This is a genomic window from Corynebacterium sp. TAE3-ERU16 (assembly GCF_019209935.1).
Classification (GTDB): Bacteria; Actinomycetota; Actinomycetes; order Mycobacteriales; family Mycobacteriaceae; genus Corynebacterium; species Corynebacterium antarcticum.
Map to the genome: position 1 here is coordinate 23,410 of NZ_JAHUTN010000001.1, position 22,024 is coordinate 45,433.

General features: G+C 67.7%; 17 protein-coding genes. 8 read left to right on the forward strand and 9 right to left on the reverse strand.

All coding sequences use genetic code 11. The annotated features are described in order from the left end of the window. Positions 1-200: 200 nt before the first annotated feature. Positions 201-881, reverse strand: a complete 681-nt coding sequence (locus tag KRX55_RS00115) for a hypothetical protein (RefSeq protein ID WP_218405857.1) — start codon at positions 879-881, stop codon at positions 201-203. A gap of 308 nt (positions 882-1,189) precedes the next feature. Here KRX55_RS00115 and KRX55_RS00120 point away from each other — a divergent pair, with 308 nt between their 5' ends. The 6 genes from KRX55_RS00120 (at position 1,190) to KRX55_RS00145 (ending at position 9,702) form a co-directional block, all read left to right on the forward strand. Continuing rightward, on the forward strand, positions 1,190-1,768 hold the full coding sequence (locus KRX55_RS00120) for a TetR/AcrR family transcriptional regulator (RefSeq protein ID WP_218405858.1): 579 nt from the start codon (positions 1,190-1,192) through the stop codon (positions 1,766-1,768). 9 nt (positions 1,769-1,777) lie between these two features. Continuing rightward, positions 1,778-4,093, forward strand: a complete 2,316-nt coding sequence (gene glgX / locus KRX55_RS00125) for a glycogen debranching protein GlgX (RefSeq protein WP_218405859.1) — start codon at positions 1,778-1,780, stop codon at positions 4,091-4,093. A 58-nt stretch (positions 4,094-4,151) separates the two neighbouring features. Beyond that, entirely contained in the window at positions 4,152-5,387 is a 1,236-nt protein-coding gene (locus KRX55_RS00130; protein WP_218405860.1) for a hypothetical protein, read from the forward strand. Positions 5,388-5,429: 42 nt separating this feature from the next. Further along, positions 5,430-6,032, forward strand: coding sequence for a hypothetical protein (locus KRX55_RS00135; RefSeq protein ID WP_218405861.1), 603 nt, complete (start codon positions 5,430-5,432; stop codon positions 6,030-6,032). 128 nt (positions 6,033-6,160) lie between these two features. After that, positions 6,161-8,689 carry a malto-oligosyltrehalose synthase gene (gene treY / locus KRX55_RS00140; RefSeq protein ID WP_218405862.1) on the forward strand — a complete coding sequence of 843 codons (2,529 nt, stop codon included), beginning with the start codon at positions 6,161-6,163 and terminating at the stop codon, positions 8,687-8,689. After that, positions 8,689-9,702 carry a GTP pyrophosphokinase gene (locus KRX55_RS00145; protein WP_218405863.1) on the forward strand — a complete coding sequence of 338 codons (1,014 nt, stop codon included), beginning with the start codon at positions 8,689-8,691 and terminating at the stop codon, positions 9,700-9,702. The genes treY and KRX55_RS00145 overlap by 1 nt, the downstream gene beginning before the upstream one ends. Positions 9,703-9,909: 207 nt before the next feature. Here the strand turns inward: KRX55_RS00145 and KRX55_RS00150 are convergent, their stop codons facing one another. The 3 genes from KRX55_RS00150 to KRX55_RS00160 are packed head-to-tail and all read right to left on the reverse strand — an operon-like array spanning position 9,910 to position 11,205. Then, positions 9,910-10,308, reverse strand: coding sequence for an RNA-binding S4 domain-containing protein (locus KRX55_RS00150; protein ID WP_218405864.1), 399 nt, complete (start codon positions 10,306-10,308; stop codon positions 9,910-9,912). Positions 10,309-10,313: 5 nt separating this feature from the next. Continuing rightward, positions 10,314-10,544 (reverse strand): hypothetical protein, encoded by a 231-nt coding sequence (locus tag KRX55_RS00155; RefSeq protein ID WP_218405865.1) that lies wholly within the window; start codon positions 10,542-10,544, stop codon positions 10,314-10,316. A gap of 28 nt (positions 10,545-10,572) precedes the next feature. After that, positions 10,573-11,205, reverse strand: a complete 633-nt coding sequence (locus KRX55_RS00160; RefSeq protein WP_218405866.1) for an IMPACT family protein — start codon at positions 11,203-11,205, stop codon at positions 10,573-10,575. 46 nt (positions 11,206-11,251) lie between these two features. On the opposite strand from KRX55_RS00160, the gene treZ reads away from it, so the two are divergent. Continuing rightward, positions 11,252-12,970, forward strand: a complete 1,719-nt coding sequence (gene treZ, locus KRX55_RS00165) for a malto-oligosyltrehalose trehalohydrolase (RefSeq protein ID WP_255567437.1) — start codon at positions 11,252-11,254, stop codon at positions 12,968-12,970. A 27-nt stretch (positions 12,971-12,997) separates the two neighbouring features. Here treZ and KRX55_RS00170 read toward each other — a convergent pair whose 3' ends face one another. The 5 genes from KRX55_RS00170 to KRX55_RS00190 form a co-directional block, all read right to left on the reverse strand. Continuing rightward, positions 12,998-14,488: an MFS transporter gene (locus KRX55_RS00170; protein WP_218405868.1), complete on the reverse strand. Its 1,491-nt coding sequence runs from the start codon at positions 14,486-14,488 to the stop codon at positions 12,998-13,000. Positions 14,489-14,569: 81 nt separating this feature from the next. Beyond that, positions 14,570-15,880, reverse strand: coding sequence for a threonine ammonia-lyase IlvA (ilvA, locus tag KRX55_RS00175; protein ID WP_218405869.1), 1,311 nt, complete (start codon positions 15,878-15,880; stop codon positions 14,570-14,572). Between the two features lie 414 nt (positions 15,881-16,294). Further along, entirely contained in the window at positions 16,295-16,747 is a 453-nt protein-coding gene (locus tag KRX55_RS00180; protein ID WP_218405870.1) for a hypothetical protein, read from the reverse strand. A 164-nt stretch (positions 16,748-16,911) separates the two neighbouring features. After that, positions 16,912-18,702 carry an ABC transporter ATP-binding protein gene (locus KRX55_RS00185; RefSeq protein WP_218405871.1) on the reverse strand — a complete coding sequence of 597 codons (1,791 nt, stop codon included), beginning with the start codon at positions 18,700-18,702 and terminating at the stop codon, positions 16,912-16,914. Further along, complete coding sequence (locus KRX55_RS00190; protein ID WP_218405872.1) at positions 18,699-20,570, reverse strand: ABC transporter ATP-binding protein; 1,872 nt, start codon at positions 20,568-20,570, stop codon at positions 18,699-18,701. The genes KRX55_RS00185 and KRX55_RS00190 overlap by 4 nt, the downstream gene beginning before the upstream one ends. Before the next feature lie 353 nt (positions 20,571-20,923). Between KRX55_RS00190 and KRX55_RS00195 the strand changes: the two genes are divergently transcribed. Next, positions 20,924-22,003: an FAD-dependent oxidoreductase gene (locus KRX55_RS00195; RefSeq protein WP_218405873.1), complete on the forward strand. Its 1,080-nt coding sequence runs from the start codon at positions 20,924-20,926 to the stop codon at positions 22,001-22,003. Positions 22,004-22,024 lie beyond the last annotated feature (21 nt).

Below are 22,024 nucleotides of genomic sequence, written 5' to 3' on the forward strand. Positions count from 1 at the left end.
AAAACCACGATACCGACTCGATTGAACGCTGTTCAAAAAACAGGGGACGTCAATGACCGGCTAGCCCGATCCGGGGGGAGCTGCACGAAAGCTGCAGAAATGCCCGAAACCCCCGCCCGGGGACCCTGTCGAGGTTCCCGGGCGGGGGTTTCCGGCTCCACTTGTCGTCACCGTTCCACGGTACCGGTGACGGACTCCGATCAGTCGCAGAGCTTCCAGACCCCGTCCTCCTTGAGGAAGCGCATCGTGCCGGTCTCGACCTCGTTGCCCGCGTTGGCGGTCACCGTGGCGGAGGCGGTGTTGCCCTCGACCATGATGTCGGTCACGCTCTGCACCTCGGCCCTGCGACCCTGCAACTCGGGGATCATGTCCATGGGGACATCGGGGATCTGGTTGAGGTCGTACGCCTCGCGGCCACCGTTGGCCTGGAGCACCGAATTGCAGGTGTTGTCGAGGATGCCCCCCAGGTAGCCCCTCAGGGTCGGCGCCCACGCGACCCGACGTGCCAGATCCTCGATGGCCCGGGCCTCTTCAGGGGTCGCCGCCCGGCCACCCTGGACCGGGACGGCGGGCTTCGGGGACGGGAGGTTCGCGGCGGCCGCCGCCACCGCAGCCGCGGCTTCCTGATCCGGTACCGGTGCCGGGGACGGCGCGGAGGTCGTCTCGGACGTCGAGGTCTCCTCCGATGCGGTCGCCGTGGTGCTGCTCGTGGTCGAAGTGGAGGTCTCGGTCGAGGTCAACGTCGAGGTCGACGCGGACGTGGTTGACTTGGCGTCGTCCACGTCATCTCCGTTCGAGCCGCACGACACCACGCTCATGGAGAGCGGGGCGATCAGTGCGGCTGCTGCAATGGTCTTCTTCGCGAGACTGAGACTCGGCACGGGTGTACTCCTGACTAGTTCATTCGGACAGCGCGGCGACCGCGCCCTGATCTGAAGTTTCATGTGGCCTGGCGCCCCAACCCTAACAACCTCGTCCCAGATTCCCCGTTGTTTTTCCTTAAACTTGGGCAATAAACAAACTTGGGCAATAAACCGGGACGGTCCTCGACCGGCCGTCAGATGTGCGCCGTGACGGCACGAACTCCATGGCCCGCAAATCTACTGCACCACGGTCTCCCGATCCAGCACCCACCCGCCCGGCACCGGAAAACACCTCCGGTGACGCCGGGCCGAGTTATCGTGGCGGTGTGCAACTGACCCGTGAGTCCATCATCACCGCCAGCCTCGACATCGCAGACACATACGGGTTGGCGGACATGACCATGCGCCGTGTGGCGCGGCAACTCGGAGTCGCCCCGGGAGCCCTCTACTGGCACTTCCCCAGCAAGCAGGCACTCATAGCGGCCATCGGACGGGCCATCTGTGCTCCGGTCCTCGACGATGCCGCCACTGTCGCCGGCGCCACATGGACGGAGACGACCGTCGCGACGTGCAGCCGCCTCCGGAATGCGCTCCTCGACCACCGCGACGGAGCGGAGATCGTCTCCGCGGCACTGTCCGATCCCGACCTGCGGAACCGGCTCACGGCCGTCTTTTCCGCAGCTCTCGGCGCCGGAGGTGATTTGAGCCCGGTACTCAGGGAGGCCGGCGCCGTGACGCTCCTGCACTTCATCATGGGGGAGACGCTCCACGAGCAGTCGGTCGCGGCCCTCCGGATCGCGGAGGGCGCGGATCCTTCCGCGACGTCCACCACAACCGGGGAAACCACGTTCCGGCGGGGCGTGGCGCTCGTGCTGAAGGGACTTGGCGCTCCGCGGGATATATGATTGCTCACCATGACTAGTTCCACCGCAGACGCCCACCAGGTTTGGCCCGGCGACGCCTACCCGCTCGGCTCCACGTACGACGGAGCCGGCACCAATTTCGCCCTCTTCTCCGACGTCGCGGAAAAGGTCGAGCTCTGCCTGCTCGACGAGGACAACAACGAGACCCGCATCCCGATCGAGGAGGTGGACGCCCACACCTGGCACTGCTACCTCCCCGGGATCCAGCCCGGCCAGCGCTACGGCTACCGGGTCCACGGCCCCTACGATCCCGACAACGGCCACAGGTGTGACCCCAGCAAACTGCTCGTCGACCCCTACGCCAAGGCCTTCGACGGGGAGTTCGACGGCCACCCCTCCCTGTTCTCCTACGACATCAACGATCCCGAGGACCTCACCAAGCGCAACACCGAGGATTCCCTCGGTCACACGATGACCTCCGTCGTCATCAACCCCTTCTTCGACTGGGCCAACGACCGAGCCCCGAAGACCCCGTACCACGAGACCGTCATCTACGAGGCCCACGTCAAGGGAATGACGATGACACACCCGGATGTCCCGGAGAACCTCCGCGGCACCTACGCGGGACTCGCGCACCCGTCGATCATCGAGTACCTGCAGGACCTCGGTGTGACCGCCATCGAGCTGATGCCCGTCCACCAGTTCCTCCAGGACGACCGGCTCCGGGAGCTCGGCCTGCGCAACTACTGGGGATACAACACGTTCGGTTTCCTCGCGCCGCACCAGGATTACGCGGCGGCGACGAAGCCGGGCGGGGCCGTCAGTGAGTTCAAGGGAATGGTCCGGGCGTTCCACGACGCGGGTATCGAGGTCATCCTCGACGTGGTCTACAACCACACCGCCGAGGGCAACCACATGGGGCCGACCATCGTGTTCCGCGGAATCGACAACGCCGCCTACTACCGGCTCGTCGAGGACGACAAGCGGCACTACATGGACTACACGGGCACGGGCAACAGCCTGAATGTCCGGCACCCGCACACCCTGCAGCTGATCATGGATTCCCTGCGCTACTGGGTCACCGAGATGCACGTCGACGGTTTCCGCTTCGACCTCGCCTCGACCCTCGCGCGCGAGCTCCACGACGTGGACCGGCTGTCCGCGTTCTTCGATCTCGTCCAGCAGGATCCGGTTGTCAGCCAGGTCAAACTCATCGCCGAGCCCTGGGACATTGGCGAAGGTGGCTACCAGGTGGGTAACTTCCCGCCGTTGTGGACCGAATGGAACGGCAAGTACCGGGACACCGTGCGTGACTTCTGGCGCGGCGAGCCCGCGACCCTCGGCGAGTTCGCCTCGCGGCTGACCGGTTCCTCGGACCTCTACGCGAACAACGGCCGCCGCCCCACGGCGTCCATCAACTTCGTCACAGCCCACGACGGCTTCACCCTCAACGACCTGGTCAGCTACAACGAGAAGCACAACGACGCCAACGGTGAGGACGGCCGCGACGGAGAGAGCCACAACCGGTCCTGGAACTGCGGCGTGGAAGGCCCGAGCTCCGATCCGGAGGTCAGGCAGCTCCGCGCACAGCAGCGCCGGAACTTCCTCACCACTCTCCTGCTGAGCCAGGGCACGCCGATGATCGCCCACGGCGACGAGATGGGACGCACCCAGGAGGGGAACAACAACGTCTACTGCCAGGACTCCGAGCTGTCCTGGATCGACTGGGACCAGGCGGAGGACAACAAGACGTTGGTGAACTTCACCCGCCGACTGCTGCGGATCCGGGCGAACCACCCCGTGTTCCGGCGCCGTCGCTTCCTCGCGGGGGGACCGCTGGGTGACGATGACGTCCGTCAGCGCGACATCGCCTGGCTCGTTCCCTCCGGCAAGCTGATGACCCAGGCCGACTGGGACTTCACCTTCGGCAAGTCCCTGATGGTCTACCTCAACGGCGACGCCATCGCGGAGCCCGGTGAGCGCGGGGAGCGAATCACCGACGATTCCTTCATCATGTGCTTCAACGCGTACCACGAACCGTTGGAGTTCACGCTCCCGGGGAAGCGCTTCGGCGTGCGCTGGCGTCTGATCGTCGACACGGTCGAGGAGACCGGGTACCCGCTGGAGGAGGAGGTCATCGAGGCCGGAGGGAAGATCACCGTCCCCGCCCGCTCGACGATGATCCTCAAGCAGATGGAGCCCCCGGCGGAGGAACCGGACGAGGAGCCCGGCAACGACCGCAGTGCCCCGGGTTGCGTCCACGGGACCGATGACGAGATGCCGGAGTCGAAGACCCCGGCGGCCGGTCCCCTGCGCACCGGCGCCACCGAGGACGACTACCGCGACCGGACCGGGGACTACATCTGATCCGGACATGAGCCCGACCTGAACCGGCACGACGCCAGCATCGAGAGGTGAACCCGACGTGATCGCAGCCCACGGCAGCACGGTCACCGTCACTCCCCGGAAGGTGACGGTGCACAACGATCCACTGTTGACGGCGCTCCGGGGCCCCGGGCCCGAGATCCCGCTTGACTCGATCACGGGAGTCACGGCCGTGCCAGGTGATCCCGTCACCTGCGGTCGGGTGATCCTGGAGGGGCCGGACACGGAGATCGTGTTCAGCCCGAACCAGACGGCTGAACTGCAGCAGCTCGTCGATGCGCTGGCGGCGGCCCGCGATGGTGGCGCATCGGACGTCGAGATCCCGGGTCTCGATTTCACCGCCCTCCACGTCGACCACGACACCGGCTGGGACACCGTCACCGCCATCGGCGTCGCACGGGTCCGGGACGGGATCGTCGTCGACGGCGCCTCCCGGGAGTTCCCCTGCACCGGCGGAACCGGGTCTACTCCGGTAGACGCGTTCCTCGACCATCTCGGTGATGACGGCGAGATCCTGGTCGCGCACAACGTCTACCGCCAGGTCACCACACTCGCCCGCGTGCTGCGTGCCTCGGGATCCGCCGCTCTGCCGCCCCATCCCCTCGCCTGCACACTCGCACTGGCCCGCCGGGAGCGGCCCGACGACACCGACCACTCACTGGCCGGACTTAGCCGGAGCCTGGGACTTCCCGTACCCGACTCACCGGCGGCCGCGGCGGAGGCCACGGCCAGGTTGTTCGTGCTTCTCAACGGGGACGCCACCACCCGGCACACCGTCGATGAGGTGCTCGCCGGGTCGGGACTCAATCTCGGCCGGATCGACGGTGAACGGGTGTGGCCGGTACTGGACACGGTCTCCGAGGCCCCGGCCCGCCCCGCTCCGGCCGGCGCCGGTGGCGGGAGGAGGAAGTCCCCCCGAACCGTCCCCTGGGCCAAGGTCGCCGTTCCCGACACCGTCCCGGATCCGAACCCCGACGCCGACCCCGATGGCCTGCTCTTCGGACAGAACGTGACCCTGTCGGGCGATTTCGAGCCCTTCGACAAGGGACGGCTCTGGCACGAGATCGCCGACGCCGGGGCGACCATCGGCAAGAACGTGACGAAGAAGACGACCATCCTCGTCTGCGGCGAGTGGGGCAAGCCGACCTCCAAGCAGAAGCGCGCGGAGGAACTCATCGCCAGGGGGCAGGACATCTCGCTGTGGTCCGCCGGGCAGCTCTTCACCACCCTCGGGCTCGATCCCGACGGGGAAGAGGATCTCCAGCCGCCCTTCTGAGGCTCGCGGAACCGGATCGACGGTCGGCCCGGTCAGAGAGGCATGAGAGCCACCACCGGTCCGCACCGCGCGAGCGGCCGCGTTTCGCCGCGGCCGCGGTGGTGCCTGCGGCTGCTGCCCGTCCCGGTCTCCCGGTTCCACCCCGCGGGACCCGTCGGCATCGCCCTGTCGACGGGGTTCGCGGCCGGGCTCTGTTCCGGAGACCGCTTTCTCACGGAGGAGGATCTGCTGCGCTCCGGGGTTCCCGCCGCGGCCGCCTGGGACGCGGCGGCGGCCGGGGCCCTTGATTCCGCACGCTCGGGTGACGGGTTCCGGGTGTACATCCGAAACCGTACGGTGCCGCGGTACCCGGATGATGTGCTCCAGGTGGCGGTCCCCGGGTCGGCCGCGACCGACTGGCTGGCCCACCCGGACACCTTCACCACGATCGACGCCCACCTCGCCACGGTTCTCGGCCGCCGGCCCGTGTGGTTCGCACCACGCGTGGGCGAGTTGTACGCGGGTATCCGGGCCGACGACGGGGTGCGGGCCTGGGTCGAAACGCGGTTCCGGGCGGCCGGCCTCGACGCGATCTGCCCCGATCCCGTCCGCTGGGTGGGGGGTTTCCCCGTCGCGGACACCGGACCGGGTCCGGTCGACCGCTGACCTCCGCACTGTCCCCCGCCCCCTGCCCGATCGCGACACTCACGCCGCACGTGTTCCGCCCGCCGCGCGGGCTACAGTGGTGGACGCACGGGCCCGCCGCCCAACCCGATGACCAACCCAGGAGAATCATGACCCGCCGTCCCATCACCGCCACCTACCGTCTGCAGCTGCGTGGACCCGAGGCCGATCCCTCAGGCAGGGCGTTCGGCTTCGCCGAGGCCGAGGCGGTCGTTCCCTACCTGGCGGAGCTGGGCGTCAGTCACCTCTACCTCTCCCCGATCCTCACCGCACCGGCGGACTCGGCCCACTCCTACGACGTGATCGACCCCACCGAGGTCAATCCGGCCTTCGGAGGCATCGCCGGGCTGCGGAGCCTCGCGGAGACCGCCCGCGAACACGGCCTCGGTATCATCATCGACATCGTCCCGAATCATCTCGGTGTCGATGACCCACGCCAGAACCCCTGGTGGTGGGATGTGCTGAAACTCGGCCGGGACAGTGAGTACGAGAGCTACTTCGACATCGACTGGCACGACGACAACGGCGCCGGCGGAAAGCTGGGGCTGCCGGTCCTCGGTGCGGAGGGTGACGAGGACAAGCTCACCCTCGACGAGATCGACGGCGAACCCGTCCTGCGCTACTACGACAACGTCTTCCCCGTCCGCCCCGGAACCGAGGACGCCGGCGACCCGGTGGCCGTCCACGACGCCCAGAGCTACCGGCTGATGTACTGGAAGTCCGGCATCATCGGCTACCGGCGTTTCTTCTCCGTCAACGGGCTGGCCGGTATCAGGCAGGAAGACCCGGTGGTGTTCGAGCACACCCACCGGGTGCTGTCGCGGCTGATCGCCGAGGACCTCATCGACGGGGTCCGGGTCGATCATCCGGACGGGCTGTCGGATCCCTTCTCCTACCTCGGTCGGCTCCGTGCCCTCATCGGGGACGACCGGTGGCTCGTCGTCGAGAAGATCCTCGGTGTGGATGAGCCCCTCGATCCGCGCCTCGCGGTCGACGGCACGACCGGATACGACGCGCTCCGCGAACTGGACGGTGTGTTCATCTCCCGCGATGCGGAGGACACCCTGTCCATGCTCGCGATGCAGCAGTCGGGTTCCGCCTGGGACGATGCCGCCGTCACCGCCACCGAGCAGGCGCTGAAACGTTCCGTCGCGGCCGACGAGCTCGCCGCCGAGGTGCGCCGACTCGCACGGGCGGTGCGCCGGGACAACTTCTCCACCGCCGGTGACGGGGTCAGTGAGCGGATGCTGACGGACACGATCATCGAACTCGTCGCCGCGATGCCCGTCTACCGGGCCGACTACATCTCGCTGTCCCGTGTCACCGCAACGGTCGTCGCGGAGATGACCCGCCGCTTCCCCTCCAGACGCGACGCACTCGACCTCATCACGGCGGGGCTGCTCGCCGACGGCGAGGCAGCCGTCCGTTTCGCACAGGTCTGTGGTGCCGTGATGGCCAAGGGCGTCGAGGACACGACGTTCTACCGGGCCTGCCGCCTGATCGCCCTCCAGGAGGTGGGGGGCGCGCCGGGTCGGTTCGGTGTCGGCCCCGCCGAGTTCCACCTGCTCCAGCAGGAGCGCAGCGTGCTGTGGCCCCGGACGATGACGACCCTGTCCACCCACGACACCAAGCGCAGCGAGGATGTCCGGGCCCGGATCATCGAGGTCACCGACATCCCGGGTGACTTCGCCGAGATGGTCCGCGAGGTCACGGCGATCACCCCTCCCCCGGACGGCGCCACCGGGCACTTCCTGCTGCAGAACCTCATCGGTGTGTGGCCCGCCGACGGCCAGATGACCGATTCCGTGCGGGAGCGTTTCCACGCCTACGCCACCAAGGCGGTTCGCGAGGCCGGTGTGCACACGACCTGGACCGACGTCGACGAGGGCTTCGAGCAGTCCGTCTCCGACTGGATCGACGCACTCTGCTCCGGCCCCGCTACCGACCGGATCGCCGCGTACGTCGGCCCCGTCGCCGCAGCCGCCGTGCAGATCACGCTGGGGCGGAAGCTCCTGCAGCTCATCGGCCCAGGTGTCCCGGACGTCTACCAGGGCACCGAGTTCGTCGATGATTCCCTGGTCGACCCGGACAACCGGCGTTTCGTCGACTACATGGCACGCAACCAGACTCTCGAGCTGCTTTCGGTGGCCCCGAACCCCGTCGCCGCGGTCTGCGAGTCGGCGATCGCCGCCGGCGTCGCGGTCCCCGCGCACGCCCGTGGCGCCGATCTCGAACTCACCCCGGAGGAGGCCGAGGACACGTACCCGCACCTGCGGGTACGTGCGGACATGGCGAAGCAGGCGGTCGTCCACGCGGCGCTCGGCGTCCGACGGGACGAGCCAGACTCCTTCGTCGGCGGCGACTACCAGGCCGTCTTCGCGGTGGGCCCCGCTGAATCACACGTCGTCGGCATCGCCCGTGGTCCGGAGGAGCGCGACGTCCACGTCATCGCACTCGCGGTCCGACGACCTCTCCGCCTGGCCGCCGAGGGGGGCTGGCAGCACACGACGGTGACCCTGCCGGAGGGAACCTGGACGGAGCGACTTACGGGAAGGACGTTCTCCGGGGTCCAGAAGGCCGCCGACCTGTTCGCTCTCCTCCCCGCGGCTCTGCTCGTCAGGATCGACGAGGAGGGCTGATGGGCGAAAAGAACAGACGGATCTCCGTACTGGGCCAGCGGTACGCCGAATGGGTGCGTGCCCACCCACGGGTCGCGAACGAGTTCCGCGACGTCATCGAGGAGCTTCTCGCGGAAGCCGGCGTCACCTATGACCGGGTATCCGTGCGGGTCAAGGAATGGCGTTCACTGAAGGCGAAGGCCTACAAGACCGACGGGTCGGGAAACCCCGTCTACCCCGACCCGTGGGAGGACATCCACGACATCCTCGGGGTCCGGGTCACCGTCTACCACTCCATGGAGATCCCGCAGGTGATCAGCGTGCTCCGGGAGGCGTTCACCGTCCACCGTTCGGTGGACAAGACCGCGGAGACCCGGGTGTCCGGATCCTTCGGGTACGGCTCCCATCATCTGGTCGTCGGGGTCGAGGGAACCAGCGACGCGGCGGCCGAGCTCGCCGCCTATTCGGGGCTGCGCTTCGAGGTGCAGGTCCGTACCGTGCTGCAGCACGCCTGGGCGGAGTTCGAGCACGACATCAGGTACAAGGGCGGCGGCGTCCCCCTAGACCCCAGGGTCGACCGGGCATTCACGCTGACCGCGGGGCTGATCGAACTAGCCGACCAGCAGTTCGATCTGATCGCCTCGATCCAGGGTGACGCCCCGGCGGAGACCGGCGACGTCGAGTTGTCCGCCGAGACGCTCCCCGGCGTCCTCGCGGTCCTCGTCGGCAACCGGTTCCCCCGCTCCAAGTCCGAGTACTACGTTTGGTTGGAGGAGATCCTCGCGGCCAACGGCATCACCACTGTCGGGGAGCTCAAACGCCTGCTCGATGACGCCGACATCGACGCGGTCCAGCGGTCCATGCGGTACCGGTTCACCCCCGGTCAGGTCCGGATCATCGACGATCTGCTCCTGCGCCGTTTCGGCGGGGAGCACATCGAGAGGACGAAAAAGACCGGTACCCGCGCGGCGAGCCGGGCCGTGCGGCTGAAACAACGGCTTAAGGTGATGGAAGCCGACCACATCGTCGGCTGACACCGGCACCCTCTGCAACGACGACACCGCAGGCCCCTGCGGTATCGGATACCAGGAGTTGATGAATACCATGAGTTCCATCCAGATCTTCCCCGACCTCGCCGACGCCGTCCACGTCTGGGCGCTCTCCGTCGCGGACTTCTTCCGCGGTTTCGGGGTCAACTTCCCGCCCGCGGGCTCCAGCATGTGAGCTGCGGTGTGAAGCGGTCAGGGAGCCCGACCGAGTAACCGGTCCGTCTCCCGCCGTTCGCGTTTGGTGGGACGTCCCGCCCCGCGATCCCGCCGCGGCACCGACGCGAGCACCTCCTTCGGTGGTGGCGGCGGGGAATGATCGATGTAGCAGGTGCGGGCGACGGCGGCACCGACCCGTTTCCGGATCGTCCGCGTCACCTCCACCTCGTGCAGCCGGTGGTTCACCCACACCCGGACGCGGTCTCCGGGCACGATCTGCTGGGCGGGCTTGACCGTCCCACCGTTGACCTTCACGTGACCCGCCTTGCACGCCTGACCGGCGGCCTGGCGGGTCTTCAACAGTCGGACGGCCCAGACCCACGCGTCGACGCGGACCGGACCGGTCTCCTCAACGGAGCGTACGTCGCCGGTCATCGTCATCAGTCGTCCCGGTGGCCCGTGATGGCCTGGATGCGGCGCCAGTTGTAGAAGCCCCCGGCGACCGCGACGACGAGCCCCAGGATCAACCAGAGCCAGCTCGACGCGGCAAGAGCCAGCACGGCGCCACCGAGGACACCGCCGCCGACGCAGAGCACACCCGCCCGGGCGTGTCTACGGACCGCCTGCTTCCGCTGCTCGATCGGATTCCTGGGGTATTTTTCGATGCTCATGGGGAACAAGTCTATCGGGACGGGCCGATCAGGGGAGTTCGATCCACTCCGTTCCCAACCGCTCCGGTTCCACGGTCCCCTGCGTCACTGACGCCAGGGTTGCAGCCAGACCAGCACCACCGCCGGGCTCCACCGCGACGTGTATGGTGGCCCGGGCCCCGTAGTCGGTGCCCGTCACATCGACCCCCCGGTTGCGCAGCTCCGACTCCAGTCGGCCCGCGTCGGCGTGCCCGACGGTGACCGCATACAACTCGCGTCTCGCCCGGGTCACCACCGGAACCCGGCTCAACGCCCCGGAGACGGCGTCCGAGTACGCGCGCACCAGACCGCCGGTACCCAGCTTCACACCGCCGAAATAGCGGACGACGACCACCGCGACATCGAGCAGACCCGAACCGCGCAGCACCTCCAGCATCGGGGCGCCGGCGGTGCCCGACGGTTCCCCGTCGTCGCTGGACCGTTCGACCGGGTTGGCGCCATCGACGTGGTGGATGTAGGCGCTGCAGTGGTGGCGGGCATCCGGGTATCTGCCCCGGACCCCGGCGATGAAGCTGCGGGCCTGCTCCTCATCCGACACCCTGGTGAGCAGGGTGATGAACCTGGATCGCTTGATCTCCAGTTCTGTCGTGGTGACCACGTCGGGCGCGGGAAGGCGGTACATGCACACCATTGTGCCGGAAGCCGCGTCCTCGCCTAGCCTTGGGTGCATGCGAAATTTCTCAGTCTGGGCACCCCACGCCGACGGCCTCCAGCTCATCGTCGATGACAACACACACGCCATGCGGCACACCGACGACGGTTGGTGGGCAACGGATGAGCCCCTGACCCCGGAGCCCGGTATGCGCTACGGGTACCGGGTGCTGAAGGACGGCGAATGGGTGGGTCCGTGGCCGGATCCGCGCTCCGTGGAGCAGCCGGACGGAATCCACGGCCTGTCCCGGGTCCCGGATGACGGCTACCACTGGTCCGATGACGCCTGGACCGGCCGCGATCTCCCCGGGCAGGTCATCTACGAACTCCACGTGGGCACCTTCTCCCCCACCGGCGACTTCGCCGGTGTCGTCGACCGGCTCGACCACCTCGTCGACCTGGGTGTGACCACCATCGAGCTCATGCCGGTGCAGCCCTTCGGCGGCGACCGCAACTGGGGCTACGACGGGGTGCTCTGGCACGCGGTGCACGCCGGATACGGTGGCCCGGACGGCCTGCGGAGACTCGTCGACGCCGCCCACGCCCGGGGTGTCGCCGTCATCCTCGACGTCGTCTACAACCACTTCGGACCCGACGGGAACTACAACGGTTTCTTCGGCCCCTACACCACCGGTGGCTCCACCGGCTGGGGTGACGTGGTCAACCTCAACGGCCCCGACAGCAACGAGGTGCGCCGGTACGTCATCGATGCCGCGCGGGCCTGGTTCGAGGACTTCCACGTCGACGGGCTGCGCCTCGACGCGGTGCAGGCCTACCACGATCCCGGTGCGCTGCACCTGCTGGAGGAGCTGCAGATCATGGCCACCGAGGTCTCCGCCGCGACGGGGATCCCGCGCAGCCTCATCGCGGAATCGGACCAGAACGACCCCCGTCTGGTCGCCGCCCGACAGGCCGGCGGCTACGGTATCGCAGGCCAGTGGGACGACGACATCCATCACGCGCTGCACACCCTCGTCTCCGGGGAACGGCACGCCTACTACGCGGACTTCGGGACCACGGAGGTCCTGGCGAAGACGCTGCGGGAAGTGTTCCTCCACGACGGGACGATGTCGACGTTCCGCGGCAAGCGGCACGGTCGTCCCGTGAACCGGGAATTCACGCCGGCCAGCAGCTTCGTCACCTACACCACCACGCACGACCAGGTGGGCAACCGGGCGACCGGCGACCGCCCGAGCATGCACCTATCCCCCGCCCAGCAGGTGCTCAAGGCGGCGACGATCCTCGCCTCGCCGTACACCCCGATGCTGTTCATGGGCGAGGAATTCGGTGCGACGACCCCGTTCGCCTTCTTCTGCTCCCACACCGACGAGGAACTGAATCGACTCACCGGTGAGGGCCGGAAGCGGGAGTTCACCCGCTGGGGCTGGGACGAGCAGGAGATCCCGGAGCCCTCCGATCCCGCCACGTTCGAGGCCTCGAAGCTGGACTGGGACTTCACCGACGGGCAGCAGAGCATCCTCGGCGCCTACCGCACGCTGCTCCGGTTGCGCCGGGAGCAGCGCCTCGCGCGCCCGTGGCTGTACGACATCGACGTCACCCACGGTGAGCGGTGGGTGGCGGTGGACCGGGGCGACGTCGTGTTCGTCGGCAACTACTCCGACGAGCCCGTCAGGGTCGATTTCGGCGGCGAGCTGATCTACTCGTTCACGGAACCCGAGGTCGGTGCGGACACCACGACGCTGGATCCCTGGGGCTTCGCGCTGATCCGACGCTGACACCCGGGCCACACGCCCGGGTGCCGTTCAGTCCCGGGTGCGCAGGGTCCGGTTCGCCACGATGACGGTCAGGAGCGCCACGAGCGCGGCCACGACGCTGGCGGCGACGACCCCGTGCCGGAACGCCAGGTCCGCCGCGGCGACGAGATCGGTGTCCCCGCCGGCCAGCTGATGGGCGCGCACGAGGGAGTCCCCGGCTCCCTCGGGGAGATCGGTCGTCGCGGCCAGCCGGTGGCCGAACACACCCATCACCGTCGCGCCGAGCACCGCGGTACCGAACGCCCCGCCGAGCTCGTAGCCGGTCTCGGACAGTGAGGCGGCGGCACCGGCGCGCCTGGGGGGCGCGGCGGCGAGTATGTAGTCGTTGCTGACGGGGTCGATCATGCCGCAGCCGACACCGAGGACCGTGAATCCGACGGCGAGCCACGGGCCCGACCCACCGAGGTGCTCGCCCATGCCCAGGGCGTCGGCGGCAAAGATGACACTCGCCACGGCGGCGAGGACCAGCGCGGCGACGAGCAGCGGGCGGGGCGGGATCCGCACCATGAGCCGACCGGTGACGAGCGTCGCGACGACCGAGGCGACGAGCCCCGGGAACATGAGGAGGCCCGCGACGAGCGGCGAGTATCCGAGCACGGTCTGCAGGTACTGGGAGAGGTAGAACAGCACACCGATGTAGAGGAACATCGACACCCCGTTGATGACGACGACCGTCGCGTAGACGCGGTTGCGCAGAAGCCCGACGTCGATCAGCGGTGTCTCCGTGGCCCGGAGATGCCGGACGAGCAGTCGGGCGGAGACGACGCACCCCACCGCGCACGCGATGACCCGGACGTCGATCCCCTCGACGGGCACGACCTTCACAACGTAGACGAGGGTGAACAGCGCGAGAATACTCAGCACGGCACCGGGGCCGTCGAATGCCGCTCCGCTCTTGCCCGCTGACGCCGGGAGTGTCACCAGTCCCCCGATGATGATCACCGCGACGAGTGGCACGTTGATGAGGAACACCGAACCCCAGTGGAAGTGCCCGAGCAGATAGCCTCCCAGCACCGGGCCGACGGCGGCACCCACGGCGTACACCGACACCCACACCGACACGGCCCGTGCCCGTTCCCGGGCATCGGTGAACATCGCCCGGATCAGCGACAACGTCGAAGGCATGAGCGTTGCGCCCGCCGCACCCTGCAGCGCCCTCCCGACGATCAACCATTCGGGGGTCTGGGCGGTGGCGGCGAGCACCGAGGCCGCACCGAACAGTCCCGCTCCGGTGAGCAGCACCCTCCGGCGCCCGACCCGGTCGCCGAGCGTACCCATCGTGATGAGGAGGGAGGCGAGCACGAAGGCGTAGACGTCGATGATCCACAGCAGCTGCGTCGCGGACGGGTCAAGGTCCGCGGCGATCTCCGGCACGGCGAAGTTGAGGACGGTGGTGTCGATGGCCAGGATAGCGATGGCGAAGCAGAGGACGGTGACCCCCCACCAGCGGCGCGGATGGGCCTGAACGGTATCTGTCACGGGGTCTTCCGGGATCGGTACGGGTGTGTCACGTCCATCAGATAACACGATCATTTCCGGCCCCGACAAGCCGTGGAACTGCTACGTCAGGAAATGGTACTCGGGGGTCCCGGGCTGCAGTTGACGGCACCCGATCCGGGACTGCGCCATGCGCTCGAGCAGTGGGTCGAGATCCGTGGCGGAACCGAGCTGGAGACCGACCAGCGCGGTACCGGTCTCCCGGTTGTTGCGCTTCAGGTACTCGAACAGAGTGATGTCGTCGTCGGGCCCGAGGATCTCCTCGAGGAACATGCGCAGTTGGCCGGGTTCCTGCGGGAAGTCGACCAGGAAGTAGTGCTTGAGTCCGCGATGGACGAGGGAGCGCTCCACGATCTCGTTGTAGCGCAGCACATCGTTGTTACCGCCCGAGATGATGCAGACGACGGTGTCACCCGGGCGGCTCCGGAACTCCTTGAGTCCCGCGACGGAGAGCGCCCCGGCGGGTTCCGCGACGATGCCCTCGTTCTGGTAGAGACCGAGCATCTCTGTGCACACGGCACCTTCACTGACACTCATCATGTGCACCCGGGACCGGTTCCGGTCGATCACCCGGTAGTTCAGATCGCCGACCCGCTTGACCGCCGCACCATCGACGAAGGGATCGATCGACTCGAGTGCAACGGGGGCGTCTGCGGCGAGCGCGGCCTGCATGGAGGCCGCGCCGGCTGGTTCCACGCCGACGACGGCTGTCCGGGGGGCCATGTCCGCGAGGTAGCTCGTGACACCGGCGATGAGACCACCACCCCCGACGGGTATGAAGATGGTGTCGGCCGTCTTACCCAGTGACGTCAGCTGGGCGAGGATCTCAGCGGCCACGGTTCCCTGACCGATGATTGTGTCCCTCGCGTCGAAGGGTTCCACGACGGTTGCCCCGGTCTCCGCTGCGGCGGCACGCGCGGCCGCGGATGCCTCATCGAAGTTGCGGCCGGTCACGACGACCTCGATGCGGTCGCCGCCGTGGACGCGGATCCGGTCGAGTTTCTGTTTCGGGGTCTGGTCGGGGACGAAGATCCGGCCGTCGATCCCGAGGGTCCGGCAGACGTACGCCACCCCCTGTGCGTGATTTCCGGCGGATGCGGCGACGATCCCGGCGGCACGCTGCTCGGGGGTGAGTTGCGCCACATTATTGTAGGCACCCCGGATCTTGTACGAACGGACGTCCTGCAGGTCCTCCCGCTTGAGATAAACCTCTGCACCGGATTCCTCACTCAACCTGGGGCAGTACTGGAGCGGGGTCGGGGCGATCACCGTGGAAATCCGCGCCTGCGCCATCTGGATGTCCGCCGCGTGGATCGGCAGTGGGGCCATTGCTGCGGAGTCGGATGAGACGGTGTCTGTGCGGTGATCGGTCATAGGCGTTGATTGTAGTGCGCCCTGCACCATCTCCGTATCTCCGGGTCCCGGGCACCGGAACGGGTCCCGTGGTTTTTCCGGACCTCTGTCGGCCCGCCCGATGCCTTCCGTGCACCACAGTGGTGGGTGGCACCCCGACCCGGCCACGGTCGATGTCACGCGGGGCATCCTGGGCGGCACGACGTACCCCGGGGTGGTGGTCGTCCATCTTCCCGTCCGGGGTCTGACCCGAACCAGCTGTACAGGTGTGACGACCGCAGCGGCGGCCACCAGCACGAGGAACCGGACCATGACGCCCCAGCCCCATCCGACGTGGTGTGCCCCACAACGCCCCGGCGCATGATCCCGCTGATGAACCGACCCGACAGCACCGGGGCGACGGGTGTTCCGCGTCCGTCGCGGGACAGCGGCGGTTCAGCTGTCGACGGTCCCGTGATCGACGGTCACGGAGTGTCCGCTTCCCGGGTCACCCGTGGACGGTGACGGATCCAGGGAACCGCCGACGGAAAGCAGAACCAGGGCCGCGATCCAGATCGGTCCCCACCGTCGGTGGACAGGTTCGGGTTCTCTCGGCTCCACTCGGCCGAGCAGGAGTCGGTCGGTTTCGGTCAGATACCGGTCGAGTTCCCGGTCCCTGCGGGCTCGCTCGCAGGCTTTCTTGTCCTGTTCTTCGTACCACAGCCACATGGCACCCGGCAGCGCGATACCTGCGGAGAAGAAGATCGAGGACAGAACGTCCACTACACCGGAATCACCGAACGACGACAGCAGGCCACACAAACCGAGGCCCACGGCGGTCCAGGAGAAAACGGCTTTTCTGTTGGACCGGGGTGGTCGTCGGAGCGCCTGTGTCTGATTGTCGGCCACGGTAAAACCCTTCTCCACCGATTCGATCCTCTCTTGCGGATCACTCGCCCCCATTTAATTCCGCCCGTACCGAATTTACAAATGAGGATGGGCGGGTGCACAAACACCCCGGGAAGACGGTTCTCCCACCGTCACCGCGCCCGGCGCACCGACGTGCAGGGTTTTCAGTGCGCGACGGCGGCACCGTCAGCCGAATCCGCGTCTCCACTCCCCCGGTTCAGGGCCCAGGTCTCGGATTCGCGGAGCGTCGCCCACAGTTGGGCGTAGGTCCCACCTGCCGCCAACAGCTCCCGGTGGGTTCCCCGCTGGACGCACTGACCGCCCTCGAGGACAACGATGTCATCAGCCCTGACGATGGTGGACAGTCGGTGTGTGACGATGATCGCCGTCCGTTCCCGGCACAGCTCGTCGAGAGCACGAAGGACGGCAGCTTCACTCACCGGGTCGAGGGAGGCCGTCGCCTCATCGAGCAGGACGACGGGCGCGTCACTGACGACAGCCCGCGCGATGGAAAGTCGTTGACGCTGCCCACCGGACAGTCCCGCACCGTCTTCCCCGAGGACAGTGTCGTACCCGTCATCGAGTGAGGTGATGAACCGGTGGGCCTGCGCGGTGCGGGCGGCGGCGATGATCTGGTCCCGCGAGGCCCCCGGGTTGCCGACCGCTATATTGTCCGCAACGGTTCCCGGGAACAGATGGATGTCCTGGAACACCTGGGTGATCGTCTTGCACCGGGTGGCTGTGTCCATGTCCCTGACATCGACGCCACCGATCAGGACCACGCCTTCCCCTGGATCGTCCCCTCTGTCGATCAGGGACAGCAGAGTCGATTTGCCACTACCTGAGCGTCCGACGAGGGCGGTGGTCGATCCCGGGGCAACACGGAAGCTCACCTCCCGGAGAGCCGGGACACCGTCTCCGTAGGTGTAGCTCACCCCGGAGAGTTCTACACCGTTGTCGGAGGGCTGCCGGGGTTTCCGGGGTGCGGGGAGCGGCGGGAGCCGCAGAACGTCCACCGCCCGCCTGATCGCAGCCTGGGTGAGTTGCCAGGACTCACCGGCGGCCAGCACCCCGTGCACCGGCTGGTAGACGCCGACCGCGAGTGTCGCCACCACTGCGACAACGACACGGGTGTCGGTCACCTCCCCGTGGGTCAGCCGCCAACCACCGACCGCGAGGATCAGGGGAAGACCGGTCTGGACGACGAACCCGGCGGCACCGGAGGGCACGACCAATCGGTGCACCATTTTCACGGAAACCTCACGAAAGGCATTCACCGCACGGCTGTAGTATGACAAGCTCCGCTGTTCACCCGAGTAGAGCCACAGCGCCGGTGCCGAGGCCACGAGATCAATCATCGCCGCAGCCGCATGAGCTTGTTTTCCCTGTCGCTCATCACCGAGCTCCGCGAGCCGCCTTCCGCTCACCGCCATGACGGGCCAGACGGCGACGATCGGAGCGGCGAGCGCCAGTCCGAGAACCGGGTCGTGGAATAACACGACGACGATCACCGCCAGCGGAAAGCCGAGCACCTGCCCGGCGCGGGGTAGCGCATCGGAGAGGAACTCCTCGACGGTCTGGGTGTCACTCGTCACCAGGGCGGAGATGTCCGCACGCGTACGACCGCCGAGTGAAGTCTGTGGGAGGGTCACGAGATGGTTGAGTAGTGCGATCCGCAGTTCGGCGACCACCTCGTAGGCCGCAAGCCACGACAATCGTGCGGCGAGCCACCCCATGACCAGTTGCCCGGACAATGAGAGAATCGACAGCACCGCGACCTGCGTCACGTGATCACGATGCACGATCCCACCGGTGGTGAGAACCATGATGACTGTGACCGCCGCATAGAACCCGAGGGCCAGGAACAGCGACTGCGCGATTCGGGCTGCAACTCCACCGAGCACCCGCCACCTGGCGCCGCCGGCGTACCTCCAGAGAATCGCCGCCCCGCTCACAGCTGATCCTCCCGGTGCATACCCGTGCCGTGGTCCGGAGGTGTCGTTCCGGCGCGCCCGGCGGCGGCATCGGCCGGAACGGTGTGTGCGCCCCACAGGACGGCGTATCTACCGCCACGCGCGATGAGTTCATCGTGGGTGCCCTGTTCCGCGACGGTGCCCCCGTCGAGGACGATGATGTTGTCCGCGTGGCGGATCGTGTGTAGCCGGTGTGCGACGACGATGACGGTACGCCCACGGGTGAGCTCGTTCAGACCACGGTGCACGGCGGCCTCGTTGTCCGGGTCGGTGGCCGCCGACGCCTCATCCAGAAGGAGTACGGGCCGGTCGGCGAGCAGTGCGCGGGCGACGGCGATGCGTTGGCGTTGTCCCCCGGACAGCCCGGCACCTGATTCACCGAGTACGGTCTCCAACCCCTCCGGCAGGTCTTCCACGAATCCGTCGACGGCGGCAGCGTGTGCCACCGCGGCGATGGTGGCGTCGTCGGCATCGGGCCGGGCGAGGCAGATGTTGTCGCGGATGGAACCGGCGATGAGGTACGGCTTCTGGAACACCGCCGCGACATGGCGGGACAGTTCGCCGGGTTCCATCTCGTCGACTGCGCGGCCACCTAGTCGGATCTTTCCGGAATCCGGGGCGTGGAAGCCCGCTATCAGCTCGATGACCGTCGATTTTCCGGCTCCGGAGTCACCGACGATGGCGGTGACCGAACCTGCGGGAACGCGGAATGAGAGGTTGTGGAGCACCTCCGATCCGGGTTCGTGGGAGAAGGACACCGAATCGAAGTCGACGGAGACCGGCCGGAGGTCTCCCGGTACCCGGGTTCGGGCCCCTGTGCCGCGGTGGCTGCCGGTGTCCGGGACGGCGGCGAATTCGGTTTCTATGGCGGTCGCACCGGCAGCGAGCATCGGCAGCGCGACCATGCGATGGAAGACTGTGACGAGTGGGACCGGGTAGGCCGGTCCGATGACGACGAACAGCAGAAACCCGGAGACGGTGAGGTCGCCGGTGTACAACAGCCACGTGCCCACCGGGGTGATGACCAGGACGGTGGATGCCACGAGGCTCGAGAACGGGGATCCCCACCTGACGAAGGCGGCACCCCACCGGGACTGCAGCCGGGCATTTTCACGGACTGTGTCTGCGGTCCGGCGGTGTTCCGCCCCGGTCCTGTTGAATACCCTGATGACGGGTAGTGCGGTCAGCAGGTCCAGCACCGCGGCCTCCATCGCGGTTCTCGCCTCGAGCCACCGACCCATGCGGTGTCCGTTGCCGCGGATCGCCCGCAACATCGTCGCGAAGGCCACGGGTACGAGAGCCACCGCGGCCACGGTCATCCGCCAGTCGACGGTGAACAGCCACACGGTCACACTGATCCACACTGTCACGGCCGCAGCAGTCTCCGGAATGACGTGGGCGATGAACAACTCCATTTTCTCGCAGCTGTCCAGCGCGAGGGTTTTGGCCGTCGAGGAGTGCCTCCGTCGGAGCTCACCGACCGGACGCCTCACCCACGCTCCGCCCAGGGCGAGTCTGATTTCGGCGATCGTGTGGAACGCCACCAGGTGCGCCAGAGCTGTCGCAGCGGAATAGGCCACCGCCCGCCCCAGGACCCCGACCCCGCACAGCACCACGTGGCGCCACACGGTCGACGGGTCCCCGTCACCGTCGACGATGACGACCACGACCCGCCAGATCGCCCACACCGACAGCAGTTCACCGAATCCGGCGGCTATCCCCAGCGCAACCGCGCCGAGGAGCTGATCGGTACGTCCGCCGAGGTACCGGGCGAGAAGCAGGGGCGCGGCCCAGAAGTCGAGTCCACCCTGTCGTCGCCGCCGGGGGGACCTATCTTTCTCGATACTCATGACGTCACGCTCTTTTCGTGTGCTCCATGTCGTTCTTCGTGTGTCCCCGTGGCGATGGCAACCGGCGCCGGGCCTCCCGGCCGGACGCCGCTACTCCGGTTGCCCCGAACGCCAACCACGGATTGGCTGATGGTTTTGCGAAAACCTAGTTGAAAATCCCTGCCACCAACTAATGGTAATGTATTCCATCAACGCCCGTCATGAGATCACCCCGACCATGACCAAGCCTCGCCTGAGCTGGGCGTGCCGTGTGTCCCCGTCCGCCACGGAGCCGGAAAACACCCGGTCACGGAGCCGGGGCCACCTGCATTCCTCCGTCTCTCCGTCACACTCTTCGATTTCAGGAGTCCCCGATGAACACACCGTCCCGTACCCGTCTCTCCACGGACGACCACACCGAGGTCGCGGTCGTCGGGGCCGGGGCCGCCGGACTCGAAGCCGCGCTGGTGCTGGGTCGGCAACGTCGACGCGTCCTTCTCATCGACTCAGGTGACTACCGCAACGCCCGCTCCACCGGAGCACACATGTTGCTCGGACTCGACGGCACCCCACCGACGGAGATCCGTGACCGAGCGCTCGCCGACATCGCCGACCTGGACACCGTCATCTACCTCCGTTCGACCGTCACAGCGGCGCACCTCGACGCGGAAGACGGCGGGGGTCGCACGGAGCCCACGGTGTCGCTGGCGCTCTCCGACGGCCGACGGGTCACCGCACGACGCCTCATCATCGCGACCGGCCAACGGGACGTCACCCGGGACGCCGACGGCGCCCCCCTGATCAATGGCCTCGACCGGGGGCACGGTATCTGGACCAGCCACTGCCCCTACTGCCACGGATGGGAGAACAGGGACAGGGACATACTGGTGGTACCGGTTCCGGGAGTCCCGGTCGCCCGGACCGTCTACCAGGCCCTGTACCTGCGGGACCGGGTATCTGACCGTGTCCGGATCATTATCGACGCCGCGGAAGTGTCGGACGTATTCCGAGGGGCGTTGACGGATGCCGGGGTGAGCCTCATCGATGACACCGTCAGCACGATGAGTGGCGACCCGGATGCGGTGAGCGTGCGAACGACGGGTGGGCGCATCATCCGCGCCGACACGATTTTCGCCACACCACCGACGACAGCCGGATCCCCGCTCGGGGAAATGCTGGGACTGCAGATGCAGGGACCGTGCATCCTCACCGATGCCCGTCAACGGTCCTCGGTCCCACAGGTGTTCGCCGCAGGTGACGGCGCTGTGCGCCGGGGCGAACCCGAGCCGATGACCTTCGTCACCCAGGCGGCCGCACAGGGACAGCTCGCGGCGATCTGGGCCGACCAGGACCTGTTCCTCGCCAGACCCGGTATCCCGGCTCCTTCCGCCCTCACCGAGACATCTCCCACCCTCCCGACATCCCCCGGCATCCTCCACGGATCCACCGAATGACCGCACCTCCCACGACCCGAT